The sequence below is a fragment of the Spirosoma litoris genome (assembly GCF_054776755.1).
Genome location: NZ_BAAHBI010000010.1, coordinates 403,301 through 417,633 on the forward strand (window position 1 = coordinate 403,301; position 14,333 = coordinate 417,633).

At 45.0% G+C, this 14,333-nt stretch carries 11 protein-coding genes; all 11 read right to left on the reverse strand.

Annotated features, from left to right (window positions below):
- Window positions 1-2: 2 nt before the first annotated feature.
- Window positions 3-1,049, reverse strand: a complete 1,047-nt coding sequence (locus tag ACYVGR_RS08140; protein ID WP_460955356.1) for a glycosyltransferase family protein — start codon at window positions 1,047-1,049, stop codon at window positions 3-5.
- Between the two features lie 42 nt (window positions 1,050-1,091).
- Window positions 1,092-2,195, reverse strand: a complete 1,104-nt coding sequence (locus ACYVGR_RS08145) for an acyltransferase family protein (RefSeq protein ID WP_460955358.1) — start codon at window positions 2,193-2,195, stop codon at window positions 1,092-1,094.
- 9 nt (window positions 2,196-2,204) lie between these two features.
- Window positions 2,205-3,416: a glycosyltransferase gene (locus ACYVGR_RS08150; RefSeq protein WP_460955360.1), complete on the reverse strand. Its 1,212-nt coding sequence runs from the start codon at window positions 3,414-3,416 to the stop codon at window positions 2,205-2,207.
- Between the two features lie 68 nt (window positions 3,417-3,484).
- Window positions 3,485-4,138 carry an acetyltransferase gene (locus ACYVGR_RS08155; RefSeq protein ID WP_460955362.1) on the reverse strand — a complete coding sequence of 218 codons (654 nt, stop codon included), beginning with the start codon at window positions 4,136-4,138 and terminating at the stop codon, window positions 3,485-3,487.
- A gap of 83 nt (window positions 4,139-4,221) precedes the next feature.
- Window positions 4,222-4,920 carry a WbqC family protein gene (locus ACYVGR_RS08160; RefSeq protein WP_460955364.1) on the reverse strand — a complete coding sequence of 233 codons (699 nt, stop codon included), beginning with the start codon at window positions 4,918-4,920 and terminating at the stop codon, window positions 4,222-4,224.
- Window positions 4,921-4,923: 3 nt separating this feature from the next.
- Window positions 4,924-7,005: a glycosyltransferase family 39 protein gene (locus ACYVGR_RS08165; RefSeq protein WP_460955366.1), complete on the reverse strand. Its 2,082-nt coding sequence runs from the start codon at window positions 7,003-7,005 to the stop codon at window positions 4,924-4,926.
- 100 nt (window positions 7,006-7,105) lie between these two features.
- Complete coding sequence (locus ACYVGR_RS08170) at window positions 7,106-8,209, reverse strand: DegT/DnrJ/EryC1/StrS family aminotransferase (RefSeq protein ID WP_460955368.1); 1,104 nt, start codon at window positions 8,207-8,209, stop codon at window positions 7,106-7,108.
- A gap of 134 nt (window positions 8,210-8,343) precedes the next feature.
- Window positions 8,344-9,597: an ABC transporter ATP-binding protein gene (locus ACYVGR_RS08175; RefSeq protein WP_460955370.1), complete on the reverse strand. Its 1,254-nt coding sequence runs from the start codon at window positions 9,595-9,597 to the stop codon at window positions 8,344-8,346.
- A 102-nt stretch (window positions 9,598-9,699) separates the two neighbouring features.
- On the reverse strand, window positions 9,700-10,539 hold the full coding sequence (locus ACYVGR_RS08180; protein WP_460955372.1) for an ABC transporter permease: 840 nt from the start codon (window positions 10,537-10,539) through the stop codon (window positions 9,700-9,702).
- A gap of 57 nt (window positions 10,540-10,596) precedes the next feature.
- Entirely contained in the window at window positions 10,597-11,709 is a 1,113-nt protein-coding gene (locus ACYVGR_RS08185) for a hypothetical protein (RefSeq protein ID WP_460955374.1), read from the reverse strand.
- Between the two features lie 13 nt (window positions 11,710-11,722).
- A complete protein-coding gene (locus tag ACYVGR_RS08190; protein ID WP_460955376.1) occupies window positions 11,723-14,308 on the reverse strand; it encodes a polysaccharide biosynthesis/export family protein in 2,586 nt (861 codons plus the stop codon).
- Window positions 14,309-14,333 lie beyond the last annotated feature (25 nt).

Genomic DNA, 14,333 nt, shown 5'->3' on the forward strand with positions numbered 1-14,333 from the left:
ACTTAACGAGATTCTAACAGCGCAATCGCTCGATTAAAAGGTGTTTTTAGCAATTTGCGAACTCGAAGATAGCGAAGAACTACGGGAGGCTTAATATAAACGCAAGGATATTGTCGATATTGATCATTATGATTAGCCAAAAGCCGTTCTCGATACAAATCGAACAACGGTTTTGCATCCGGCCGTTCCTTTTTTTGTTGCCCCGAACTAGTAAAGACATACCGGGTCTGGTATTTAGAAATTTCATTCGGCCGTTCGGGATTATAGCCACTATAGTGGAAAAATTGTAGCGGCTCTACTTCACTAAGTTCGCCATGTTGATCTACACATTTAGTTGAACTAGTCACCTGCCACTGGCCTGCTTCGTTTTGATATAGATGGCGTTCATGCAGATTCCAGTAAGCTACATTATAGCCTCTATGTTGGTCAATTAAGACATTGTCGTAATAAACCGGCGCAAAATTTACCCAGTGCTGATCTACGAAAAGGCCTGCGCATAAATCAATGCGACATTCATACACGAGCCGATCTTTCCACCAGTTAACGAAGCTGCGTGCAGTAGCATCGTTGCGTAAGCCAATAAAGCCAAGGTTGAAAATACCTGTATTTAAGTGGTGTTGCTCGTTAGGGCGCTCCCAGTCGGGCGTGGGGGAACAGGTATGGGGCGTTAAAACTAAGCTATAGGTTTTTAAGGCTTCGTTGAGCTGTTCCAGTGGTTTGAAAACAATAATATCGGGGTCAAAATAAATAACCTCGGTGGCGTCAGGATATGAATTATAGAGGTAATCGATATAAAATGGCTTAACGGCCGTGTTTAGCTCCGTTATATCATAGCGGTCGCACATAGCGGCAAAGTCAGGAATCCCAATCTTGTCTACTTCAAGCATGGGATAAACGGGCATCAACTCAGCAGGTAAATTGGCTTCACCCAATTTATCGACCAGGCCAATTATATACTGATAATCAGGATTGGTTTGCCGAAGCGAATCGCCTAAGGTTCGGGCCTGAGCTAAGTAGTTGATCGAACAGATTGTAAATGCAAGCGTCATAAACGTAATTGGTCGGTAATGCAGTTGAGTAAATAGGATTGCCTAACTCACCAATTCACCCGTTCTTTTCTGAGTAAAATGACGCTTTAGGTTTTGCAAAGGTTTCTCAAACAGATACCAGGAAAGCGATGCTACGACTAGTAGCAATAACAAACTTACAAAACGATGTGACCAATACCCCAAGGTCAAGGGGAGGTGGATGCGATTACTAATAGCGAATAGTATCTTCATGCCATAAGACGGAACAAGCATATGGAATACATAAAGCCCGTAGCTGATTCGCCCAAAATACTGAAGAACAGAACTGTTAAGGACCTGCCCAGCCAGACCTTTGAAACCCAGGCTTGCTCGGGCAATAATAAATAGAGCAAGTACCGAAATGAGTGTTCGTTGGAACAAAACGGCCATTAAATGATCGTTGGGTAAGAAAAGTAAACCTACGAAACCAAGGAGTGCCAATCCGGCGACAATGGTTAATTTCTTCAGAAAGGCATCGATCGAGTTGGGATGATCAACAACCACGTAAGCCCACAAAGCACCTATCCCAAACGTATCTAAACAGGCAGGTGTCAGAACTCCATCAAGACGCTCTTGCGTATACCCGTAAGCGCGAGAAGCTATCCCCAACACAATCATGGCCAAAATAGCCCAGCGAAAGTAGTTTTTTGGAACTAATAAGACGATGCAGGGCCAAACAAGGTACAGTTGCTCCTCGACCGCCAGCGTCCAGAAAGGAGATAATATATCGGCCCAGTTTCCGGTTTTGTTAAGCAGGAAATTGTATCCGTATAAATAATAGACTAAAGGGTGTTCGTCAATATCCGAAGCGTCGGGAAGTACTAGCCAGACGAAGGTAATAGCCAGGTAATAGAGCGGTAAAAGACGAAGGATGCGTCGAATGAAAAAATTGCGGTAAGTGTCCTTAAATGAATACTCGCCCATCTGAATCAGGTCTCTGCTTTGGAGAAGAATTCGGGTGATGAGAAAGCCACTAAGGACAAAAAAAATCACAACACCTATCGAGCCGTTGGGTAATCGATTGATGCCTTCGCCCGTTGGAAACCAGTGATAAATAATCACTAGCATAACCGCAAACGTCCGTAGCGAATCTAATTGGGGCATATAGCCAGAGGGACGTATTGCCATTCAAATAGTCTATTTAATAGTCAGTTGGTTGAACAAAGTTACGAGAGTTTCAACACTCTGCTTCGCAGGGTGACGTTCCAGGATCTTTTGACCGAGTCGATGGCCTAGCTTATGACGGAGATCAGGCTGTTGAAGTAACGCTACTACTTGACTACTCATCGTGTCCAGGTCAAGGTAAGGAACAACAAAACCGCCATCGTCTTCAACCAGTTCGGGAGAACCTCCAGCACCCTCGAAACAGACAACCGGAATGCCACATAAACCAGCTTCAAAAACAACTAATGGGTAAGGGTCTTCGCGGGAGCAAAGCACAAATACATCGAACCGGCTCATGTAGCGCAACACATCGGGCGTGGGCGGAATTAAATGAACCTGATTGGTAAGGCCAGCTTTTTGAATATCCAGCAGCAAATCGTCGCGCAACGAGCCGAGGGGCATGCCAACCCAAACAAAATGAATGGGCTGTGTCAGGCTACTGTTAGTTAATGTTGCCTGCGTTCGGCCAATTACTTGCCGAGCCAGCGAGATAAATAAATCATTTCCTTTTCGCCACTCCGCATTGCCGCATCCCCCCACTATCAACGCATCGGCAGGCAGACCTAATGCTGAATACAAACCTGGTTGATCGCGTGCTTGTTGAACATTGCGCGCCAGTGTGGGCGTATCAATGAGCGTATAAAGGCTTATGCGGGCAGGATCGAAGCCATGTTCTCGTTCATAATAGAGAGCAGTTGCCCGCGAAACAGCCAGTAAATGAGTCGTTCGCTTTAGCAGATGAGCCAATTCGTCGGGCTTTGAGTAAATCCTGACCGACATGGCCAGTTCATGTACGAATGTGACAACTGGAGTTTTATCAGGAATCACCAACTGACTGAACAAGTGACTGCTAGCTACGGTATTAACCAACACCAGATCAATGGAACCCAGATCTAATTGTTCCTGGATTTCACGTTGCCGGGTTGCCTGTTGCCGATCATGAAACTGCTGCCATAATCCTAACTTGCCCAATACTTTATCTGCCAGCGCGTTTATGACGTAAGTCTTGGGAGCAGGCCAGATTGTTATAGGGCAAATAGCCTGATAATCATCTAAGATTGGGCCACCTTCGCCAAGTAACAGATGCATTTGCAGGCCCTTGGCCTTTAGCAAACGCATTATATTAAGTAGAACAAGTGGCGCACCGGCGCGATTGGCATCGTGGCCAATGAGAAGTATATGCATGTACGATTTACGAAGTACGAATTACGATTGTAAAATCACGAGTTCATGAATCGTAAATCGTACTGCTATCAATAAGCTTCGTAACTTGGTTTGGGGAGCTTTTTTGCCGGATTACCCAGATACATACCCCATTCTTCGGTGTCTTTATAAATGGCAGCTGCCATGGCTAAAAGAGTACCTGTAGCAACATGGAGGTAATCGCGAATGGTACTATTGACGCCAAAAAAGCAGTAAGGTTCGATCACACAATGTCCCGACATAACCACGTGTGACGTAAAGAAAACGTGATCCTTGATTTGTCCATGATGGCCAATGTGGTTGCCACTCCAAAGAACAACATTGTTGCCAATCGTGGTGAACGGCTGAATGGTATTGTCTTCCAGAATGAAGCAATTTTCACCGATCTGATTCCCGAAAAGTGTTGCTTTTGAACTGATATAGGAAATGAATTCGTATCCTTTCGCTTTGGCTTCGAGGTAAATTCGTTCGCGATTCCGGTTCATGTTCCGACCTGTCATAGGCGCGAAAAATTTGTATTCCTTCGGCGAAAACAGTGTTTCTACATCCTCAAACGCCACCAACGGCAATCCCTGGAATTCAGTGCCGTTCATGTATTCCCGGCTAACCGTAAAAGCCACTACTTCGTGTTCCGAATCGTGCGTAAGGTAGAAGTGGGCCAGTTCAGCCGTATCCATTACCCCGAAAATGATAACTTTTGCCATAATTTAATGAGCGAATGAGTGAGTGAACGAATGAGTGATGTTCAGCTTTTCGCTCTTTCACTCATTCATTCTTTCACTCTTTATTATACTAATTCATATTCAGTCAACATCGTCCTGACTGTCGCGACGTCGTTAAACATCAATACATCGATGATAGATAACCAGGGAACAAATTCGTTTTTGAATTGAGGATACTCGACCCGATTAGACTTAATAAAATTTAATTGGATACCTGCTTGATCAAACGTCGGTTTGTCGTACAGTTCAGTCCCACCAATTGGATTGATATAACGCTGTGCGTTTTCCTGCCGACAAATGTCCAGTATACGCGCCTGGGCTTTCATGTCCTCATTGGCATAGATCGTAGATGATTGTACCAGGCGAGTCGTCATACCTAAATACTGATTCAGTTCAACCAGACTAAAATAGACCAGATCAGCAATGGAATCGGTGGTAAAATTGATAACTTTTTCGGTTAGCGGCATCACCGTTTGATAATAGGGAGCTTTCCGATAACCCTGTTCAATCGTTTTTAACAATTTACTACGCCACTTCGGATCGTCGGCCAGATGCACTTCATTAATGCGTTTATTCTGGCTGGCATCTTTCAATGGAACGGTAAAAAGGTATTCCTGTCCGTTTATAAGTAGCCGATTCCGGTTTATCCAACCTCGGTTTATGAACGCTACATCATCGTACAACACAAATGTATCAACAGCACTCATGAGCTGCATGTAGCCGATGTAGGGCATAAAATAAGGTTGCATGATGGCAAGCGTCATAACTTATTTTTTGAGTTTTCGCAAATAATAGTCCTCGGCAGGTACAATTACATTGGCCCGCATGGTGGTGTCGGTGCCTAAGCGTAAATCGCCGGGTTGAGGTTTTATCACACTTTTATCAAAAAAGAGATAATCGGCCTCTTTCGGGATTGGCTTCAGACCCTTCTCAAACGGATTGATAGCAATAAGTCGTCGAGATAAATGCGGGCCGTAAAGCGGATACTCATAATCGTCGTTGATGGTAGCTAAGGCAACCGTAGCACTGTCGGGGACTAGTTCATCGAAACGTTTGTAAGGAATATAGGTGTCAGGCCGACCCAAGGTCATTTGGCGGATTCTGTCGGATTGGAAGGCTGAGACAAAAGACGTCCCATCGGGCGCTGTCCAGGCAAATGGCAACGCTCGGGTATTGAGAAATATAGCTAATAGAGCCGAAAGACAGCCTACTACCGTTACCAGACCAACGTAACTTTTCCAGATCACTCGGCCTGGCGTATTAACCGTTGTTCGTGGATGCAGAAATAAGAGTGCCAGAAAGGTAATACCAAATACCCCAGTCTCGATAAAATAACGCCCTTTAAATGGATCATAGGGGGCGGAGTAGGAGAGAGCGGCAAAATGAAGCAGTAGCGCTATACCCAAGAAAAAATGAGGTGTTGAGCGTACGAAACCAATTAATACCAGAATGAGTAACGGGAAAATAAGCCCAAATCCAAAGATGCCCCAATATGGATTGGCATTGTAGAATACAAACTTCCGATCGAAGGCGAAGGGCTGGATGGAGAAATCGGTTTCTTCGTCCAGCCGCATGTGTAATTTATTTTCCAGGACGACTAGCGGCTGGCGCATAGCGTGATTAACTTCAGCGCCGATAGCGAGATTTCGGATGCCGTCCAGATTGACGTGATCATAACCATATCGAATCACATTTCTGCTACCTTGCTCTAGAAGATTTGATAAGGAACCAGCTCGCTCAACAGACTGGTGTTTGAGCGCAGTTGGCGGGCCAATGGGGTGACCAAAAACTTCGATGTTCTTTAAATAGCCCGTTGGCAGAGTCCATATGCAAAACCCAATCAAAATTGCCGCTGCCAGCCGCCAGGTTCGTCCAAATGTAATGGCCCAGGATGGTGACAGAAAAACGGTGTAAATCATGATAACAAACACCGAAGGCAATAGTAAGGTGAACGTAATCTTATGGCCATAAGCAATACCGAACGCCATACCGGCTAAATACAAATAGCGGCTATCGGGCTGTGGCGGAGTGCCAACCTGCCGGGTTCCACTCGTCCGATAACTAAACAGCATATATAACAACACACTCAGATAAGCTGTCAAGACAATATCCGTTTCGGTTGTGATCGACTGCATCAAAAAATCGGGAAGCAGAGCGTATGCTAACGCACAGAAAAAGCTAGCCGATAATTGATTTTGACCGATGCGTTGCACAATGCCAAATACGGCCACAATAGCTGTCCAATAGCTTAGGTGGTGAATGAATTTGAAGCCGTTTTCGAAGTGGCCCGTAATCAGAAATGAATAGATCTGAAGCGTACAAACACTCTTTGGGTACGTATCGATATTCCAGTTTGTACCACCAAAATGACGCATCGTACCTCGTTGTACATATTGCATTACCCGATTTAAATGGCCGGTCATGCTGTCCCACTCATTTGGAACCGTGAACAGAACTAACAGAAGATTGGTAACTGCAAGAAGGAGTAGTGTGCTGAATAGTATAGAAAACAGAAAGCGAGAATAGCCGGATAAACCGCTGAACCATTCTCGGCCTGTTTGCCAACGCTCTTGAATAAGGGGTATTACCGAAAAACGTTCCTGATTAATCAACCGGCTCAACAAACCACCAACTATAGTAGCGGTAACGAACACCGACCCAGCCCAAACCGCTGTGTTGGCCGTCAGGTATAAAGCGGAAAGGATAAAACCAGTTAGAATAACGCTGCCAGCTCCCAGAAGGAAAGTGGTTAGCCACCACTCCGTCAGTGACCGACGAGAAATACGTGTCGATAACTGACCGACATAGTAAATAAACAGAAAAAGCGAAAGGAGATAGACTAGGATCATAAGGTACAACAAACCGTACTAGCAGCATTAAACAAAGTTGCCTGCCAGTAAGCGCAATCAATCATTGATCTGATTGGCTAATTGTCAGGCAGCTAATGGATTAGGCATCTTCGTTGACCGCAAGCACGGCTTCGTTGACGATAGTGGCAATACGGTCGATATCTGCTTTAGCTAAATCAGGGTACATGGGTAAACACAACACCCGTAATGCAACATCCTCCGATACCGGGCAGGGCTGTGCTTCGCCTGAGGTAAGTGCAAAAGGCAATGTATTTAAGGAAGGGTAGAAATAGCGCCGAGGTACAATATTCTGGGATACCAGCGTCTCCATGACGCGCAGAAGCGTTTCTTCCGAATCGAATACAATCGGATAATAAGCATAGTTATACTCCATGCCAGGTGTAAGGGAAGGACGCGTAATCCGGCTAAAATCAAGCTGACTATCGTAGTAGCCGAACCGTTCTTTACGGGCCGCAATTAGATCGGGTACTTTCGGTAGTACGCACAAACCCATTGCCGCATGGAACTCTGAATTTTTGGCATTTATGCCTAACCCAAAATACGTGTCATTCTTATGACCAAACGAACGGTAGTGATGCAATTTCTCTGCCAGAGCATCGTCATTCGTTACAATACAACCACCCTCAACCGTATGAAATACTTTCGTTGCGTGGAAACTACAGGTACTGATATCTCCGTAGCTGAGAATTGAACTTCCTTTATACGTAGCCCCGAACGTGTGCGCTGCGTCGTAAATAACTTTCAGATTATGTTTCTCTGCTATCGCCTGAATTTGCTCGATCTGGCAAGCATTGCCGTACACATGGGTTGCCATAATAGCCTCTGTATTCTCGGTAATCAGAGATTCAATTTTGGCCGGATCGATATTGAAATCGTCTGGACGAATATCGGCAAAAATAGGGGTACAGCCTTCCCACAATAGCGCATTAGTGGTTGCAACGTAGGAGAAAGGAGTTGTAATCACCTCTTTTTTAATATCCAGTACCTTGAGGGCCATCTGGAGAACAATGGTGCCATTGGTACAGAACTTCAGATGCTTAACGCCCAGGAATTCTTTTAGTTGATCCTCTAAGTCGCGCAATAAGGGGCCGTCATTTGTTAGGTGAACGCGTTCCCAGACACCTCTTAAAAGGGTTACATAATCCTCAAGATCGGGCAGGTATGATTTAGTTACGTTAATCATTCGTCAGGAATCAGTGAATGGCCATTAGTAGATAGTCGACAGTTTCAGTTTATAATCGTTTACGAATCATGAGGTTACCTAGTGATTGTACACCAGTAGATCATGATTCTTGATCGATAACTGATACCTGTAAACTACTCACTTACAACAGGTTCCAGCATTTTGGTATGAAAAGGAAACTGCGGTCGAACATAGCCAGGCCATTTCCCGTACCAGGCAATTCCTTCGCGATAATCCTCAACATCAAAGGTAATGCCTTCTTCCATAACATAAAGTGGTGTAACCGTATCCTTAACGATCATTATGGAAATGGTATACGAACCATCGTTGAGGAAATAACCTGGAATGGTACATTCAGCAGCAATCAATCCTTTGCCATAGGGTTGTGATAGTGTACCGATATTAAAAATACACTCACCCGTAAGCGAATTAAGGTGCAGACTTAAATTCAGGTTGGCATGATCCATTTGATTCCAGAATTCAAACTGAAACGTCATGGAGGTCCGAACGTCAATATGAGTCAGGTCCTCCTGATAGTCTGGAATCAACTCAATCCGTCGTACGCGGACCAGATCATTGCCTGGACCTTCTTCGGGCGTATCCCACTGACGGCGTAATCGTGTTTTCGAAACCTTGCTCAGGTAAGAGGCAATAACTTGGTTCGTCTCGCCCTGTTCGATCAAACGGCCTTTTTCAAAATAAAAAGTCTTATTGCAAAGGGCTTGTACGGCGGTTAAGTTATGGCTAACAAAGATAACCGTTCGACCACTGGCCGAGTTATCCCGCATTTTACCCAAACTTTTTTTCTGAAATTCCGCATCACCTACGGCCAAAACCTCATCAACAATCATGATTTCGGGGTCGAGGTGAGCCGATATGGCAAACCCAAGTCGAACGTACATGCCTGATGAATAGCGCTTTACGGGAGTGTCCAGGAATTTTTCAACTCCAGCGAAAGCCACAATTTCATCGAATTGCTTCTTGATTTCGCTACGGCTCATTCCGAGTAGCGAACCATTTAAAAAAATGTTTTCCCGGCCAGTCAGTTCCGGGTGGAAGCCTGTTCCAACTTCAAGCAAACTGGCTACCCGCCCCCGAATACGTACTGTACCTGTGGTTGGTTGAATAATCTTGCTCAAGATCTTGAGCATCGTTGATTTCCCGGCTCCATTGTGCCCAACGAGACCTACCCGATCGCCCTGTTCAATCGAAAAGTTGACGTCGCGTAAAGCCCAGAACTCTTCATGAGTAGTGGCATTCTTAGCCTTCTTGCCAAACATCGACCGGAAATTTTCCGTCAGAACATCGCGTAGCGTATTGCTACCCTTGCCTCTTTTGTGGTCAATGATGTATTGCTTACTTATATTTTCGACAGTGATAACAGACATAGTGATTTACGATGTGTGATTTACGATGCACGAATTCGCAGGGGAAGCGCTACAAGTTACGACTGTGATACGTCGTAATTCGTACTTCGCAATTCGTAATTCTTATATATCATCTACAAAAGTATTCTCCCGCTTCCGAAAAAAGTATAGAGACAGAATTAAACAGACTGTTACTATACCAATAGATAGGAGTAAACTATGAAGATCAAAGTAGGCTTTTTCACCGAGCAGTGACCAACGAAAACCGTCGATGATACCAACCATCGGATTGAACCAGTAAAAAGGTGCCCACCATTCGTTGGCTTTCTCTGCAACTAGGCGACTGCTGTATGCAATCGGGCAAATGTAAAAGCCAACCTGAACAATGAACGGAATGAGTTGGCCTATATCGCGGAATTTGACATTGACGGCGGCAAAGAATAGCCCAAAGGCAAACGATGCCAGCAGCGCCAGCACAATAAACGCAGGGAGTAAAAGTAAATGCCAGTCAGGTATGAACCGATACCAAATGGCTAACAGAATAAATAGTCCCAGCGAAACCAAAAAGTCGACAAAACTAACCGCTATCGAACTGATGGGCATAATAAGCCGTGGAAAATAGACTTTCGTAACCAGGTTAGAATTCAGCGTTACGCTGTTACTGATCTGGGTAAAAGCCGTTGAAAAAAATGTCCAGACCGTAATACCGCCCAGAACCATGAGGGGGTAGGGGACACCCGGATCAGCTGGCAGTTTAGCAATTTTACTGAAGACGAACACCATAATCAGCATGGTCGTCAGGGGGCGGATAAGTCCCCAGGCAGTGCCTAATGCTGTCTGCTTATACCGAACAGACACGTCGCGCATCGACAGAATATACATCAGTTCCCGATTGCGCCAGAGGTCTCGCCAGTAATGCCGCTCTGAGCGACCCGGTTGAATAATTACTTCGTGAGTTTTCAAAATAAGTTAGTCGATTAATAACAGGATCGTTTACTTGTCCAGTTAATCCATAACTGTTTATTCTTCCTTCATGATAGACCGATACGTCTCTCGGATAAAAATGACGATAATAGCTAAGATAAACGAAAGCGCTGTTCCAATCTGCAATCCCTTTGTATTAAGTACCTCCCGAAATAAAGGCAATGATACAGGCTCAATAATTGTGAACAAGGGCGTTTCCCGAATAAGCGACAGACGCATGTTATCGGCCTGCTGTAAAGCCTGATAGTATAAGGTAGTTAGGAAGGTTGAATTGCGAGTCAACTTATTCTCTTTTATACGAGCCTGCGCTACCACCACCTGCTGATTCTGATCCATGAACTGGGCCAACTGGTTTTCGGTGCCACTTAAAATCCTGGCCAGCGAATCAGAACGTTCATTAAGCAGGTCATACATTTCGCGGGTTTTTTTGGTTTGCTTCCGCTGATAATCTTCTTCAATCGTTTTGAGGTGGCGAGACAGAAAAGTTGCCGTCAGTAGCTCATCTTCCATAAAGCAGCTTAACTCCATAAATGACGATTTGCGTTCTGGCTGTTTTATCGCTATTTCACTTTTGATCCGCGTATAAATGTCGGCCATTGCCAACTGCTCCATTTTGGTATACTCTTCCGGCTTTTTTGCTCTCTTAAAATAAAAAGCTCTTAAAGAATCATTTTCTTCCCATTCTTTATCGCGAATACCACTATGGCGAATGTAATAATTGACCAATAGCGTGTCTTTGCCATTGATCGTATCATGTTGCATCAGGGTTTTCTCAACAACTGGCCGAGACTGAGCATAGATTAAGAAGTTATCTCCAACAAAGATATTCGCATCGGGAGCGCCAGAGCTTAATCCGAAAGCTCCTGCTAATTGACCTAACTCACCAAATCCACCACTCGATGACCCTCCGCCGAGGTTAAACATAATCGAACCCGTGTAGGTGATTCGGCTTTTATGCATTAGATCATATATATAGCCAATTAGTGCCCCTATTGCTACCAGAATAACAAGTAACTTCCAGTTGCGTCGAAATACGTTCTTTATCTGCAGAAGGCGCAAGACAACTGCTTTGGGGGAAATCTGATCGGGAGGTAACGGCCGGGTAACGATGCCGTTTGGGTCTATAGCTGGTTTATTTGTAGGCGTCATAGTTTCCTTTAAATTAGTTCCCCACCCGGCTTAAAGCGATAATCAACCCGATTACACTTAACAGCGATGAAATCGTACCTGCTGTTGACGTTAATATCTGTTGGGGGGTCAGCGGCACATTTGTTTTTCTTGGAACGATGATTTCAGCACCTGGCTCAACACGTGGATACACATTGAAGAAAACAAACTTGCGGGTACGATCGACGGAGCCATTGGCATACATGATAAACGATCGCCGGCGTTGTGATTTACTGGTAAAGCCACCGGTTTCTGAAATGTAATCCCGGAAGCCCTGACCAGCCCGGTATTTTACCGTTTTGGGTAATTGTACTTCCCCCTCAACACGTACTGTTTCGAGGAGCTTAGGAATGCGTAAGGTGTCGCCTTCCTGAAGCAAAATATCTTCAGACGAACCTGGTTTTTGCAGGATCTTCTTAAGATTAATATTAATGGACTCAACCGAGTTCGTCGAAATAACTTCGGTCTCAACGACAGATTTTGCCGCACTATTAGCGACGTCTTCGATAGCCTGCTGCTTCCGACGCAATTCTTCAGCACTCAGTTTTACTGGACGAACCAATGTTGCTCCTTCTACATAAGCTTGTGGCGTGAGGCCGCCGGCCTGAGCAACCAGATCTGAAATTTTCTGATCTTTACTAATAATCGCGTACGCACCGGGCAATATTACTTCGCCTGCAACGGTAGCGTAGGTTTGAATGGCGTAGTTAGGCGATCGGCGAACTATGATCTGGTCGAACGGTTCTAAGGTGAAGTTTTTGTTCTCGTCGGAGTTGATTGACAAATCCCGGTTGACATTGAACCGATAGATTGTAGCAATCTGAGCAGATGGAGAACGGGGGTCAACATCCTTTTTTCTACGAACAACTTCAACCAGCGATGCTGCTGCTGATTCTTTCAGACCACCTGTTTGAACAAGTGCATCATTTAGTGTCATATTAGCCATATAAGGCAGGTCAGTATCTACTCTGTTCACCTCACCCTGTACTGAAATTGTTGCTGCCTGAGCTAACTCAAACCGCGACGGAATAATAACCTGATCTTCGCGCTGGAGAGGAATATCTTCCTGTGTACCAGCCATAATAGCAGCCAGGTTTATGGCCAGGTTTTCCATGGCCAAATCTTCACGGGTTCTCAGAATATTGATTCGACCCGTAAAGGCGTCTCCTTTCAACCCTTCGGCAGAGGCAATGAGTTGTTTTAGCGTACGGTTATTATCCAACGAATATTCGCCAGGACGATAAACTGACCCTTCAATAGTTAGTTTATTCTCAAAGCGATTGAGCAATCGTTCAACAGTCACGATATCGCCGTCCTGCATCACAAACGTCTTAAATTCGGGAACAGTTACATCCAGGAATTTTAGTTCGCGATCGGTTAGGCGGGTTACCTGTAGCCGACTTTTATACGCGTTTGACGTAAAGTCGCCTGCATAGAAAAGTAACCGTTCCAGAGTTTCGCCCGGAAGCATTTCGAAAATATTTGATCGTTTAACCGCTCCATTGATTTCAACCCGCTGAATATAGGTTGTAAATCGAATGTTGTCATTATCCTGTAAACGAAAATCATTGCGTTGGGTACCATTTAACAGATAATCATACAGATCGAGCGTGGCCAAAATATGGTTGTTCCGAATGAGTTGAACTTTACGGAATGAACCAACATCGTTAGGTCCACCTGCCTGATAAATAGCGTTCATCACTGTCGACAAACCCGACATAGTGTAGGTGCCAGGCCGTATTGCATCGCCAGTTACGGTTACCCGAATACTACGAATATTTCCTAATGAAACCTCCAGGAACGTATTTTGGGCGCCATACGAAGAGTTGCGTAGCCCCACAAACTTAGCCGACATCCGGCTTATGAGACGTTCTTTCGCTTTATCGACGCTTAAGCCAGATACGAAAATTGGTCCAATACCACTTTGACCTGAAATATAAACGTAGCCTTCTGGCGATACTTTCTGCGAAAAATCACCAGCCGAGTAGCCATACATCTGAATATTCAGTTCATCGCCTGGGCCAACAATATAGTTCCTAGGAGTAGCAATATTCAGGTTTGGCTGAAAGGTTGTGGCCATCGCAGGGTCGTTAAAGAGCGAATAGCCAAATAGTTTCTGGCGTCTCTCGGCCTGCTCACGGAGTTGGGCGCGCTTAACACCTTCTGCTGCAATTTCCTTATCGGTTAATGCTTGCTGAGTGGTGTCCGTTTGCTGCGAAAAATCAGCACCTGTTGGCGTTTGGGTTGTTCCAGGAGTTGCTGTTCGACCATTGGTTGCTCCCTGGCCTGTTCGTTGGTTATTAAGTTGCTGCTGAACACCAGCCGGTAAATTGTTGATATTGACGCCTGCTGGTAATGCTCCTTTGCTACTGCCAGGTAGTGATGATGGCGTACTACTGGGTAATCCAGATGCGGGAGTTGCCCCTGCTCCCGACGATGGGGCAATCTGAGCCTGGGTGGTAAAGCCTGCTATGGATACCAGCAGAGCGGTTAAAATAATACGATTTTTACGTTGTAAACGGGTTGCCACACGTTGAAAAAAAAATAGTGGCAAGACGTGCATAATTGCTGGTTTTTGCATATTTTTAAGATGTCGAACAGCTCGC

Bases quoted from the DNA above. Each gene is read 5' to 3' on its own strand.
- ACYVGR_RS08150 (WP_460955360.1), bottom strand. From the start codon at position 3,416: ATGCATATACTTCTCATTGGCCACGATGCCAATCGCGCCGGTGCGCCA.
- ACYVGR_RS08165 (WP_460955366.1), bottom strand. From the start codon at position 7,005: ATGATCCTAGTCTATCTCCTTTCGCTTTTTCTGTTTATTTACTATGTC.
- ACYVGR_RS08175 (WP_460955370.1), bottom strand. From the start codon at position 9,597: ATGTCTGTTATCACTGTCGAAAATATAAGTAAGCAATACATCATTGAC.
- ACYVGR_RS08185 (WP_460955374.1), bottom strand. From the start codon at position 11,709: ATGACGCCTACAAATAAACCAGCTATAGACCCAAACGGCATCGTTACC.
- ACYVGR_RS08155 (WP_460955362.1), bottom strand. From the start codon at position 4,138: ATGGCAAAAGTTATCATTTTCGGGGTAATGGATACGGCTGAACTGGCC.
- ACYVGR_RS08170 (WP_460955368.1), bottom strand. From the start codon at position 8,209: ATGATTAACGTAACTAAATCATACCTGCCCGATCTTGAGGATTATGTA.
- ACYVGR_RS08140 (WP_460955356.1), bottom strand. From the start codon at position 1,049: ATGACGCTTGCATTTACAATCTGTTCGATCAACTACTTAGCTCAGGCC.
- ACYVGR_RS08190 (WP_460955376.1), bottom strand. From the start codon at position 14,308: ATGCAAAAACCAGCAATTATGCACGTCTTGCCACTATTTTTTTTTCAA.
- ACYVGR_RS08145 (WP_460955358.1), bottom strand. From the start codon at position 2,195: ATGGCAATACGTCCCTCTGGCTATATGCCCCAATTAGATTCGCTACGG.
- ACYVGR_RS08160 (WP_460955364.1), bottom strand. From the start codon at position 4,920: ATGACGCTTGCCATCATGCAACCTTATTTTATGCCCTACATCGGCTAC.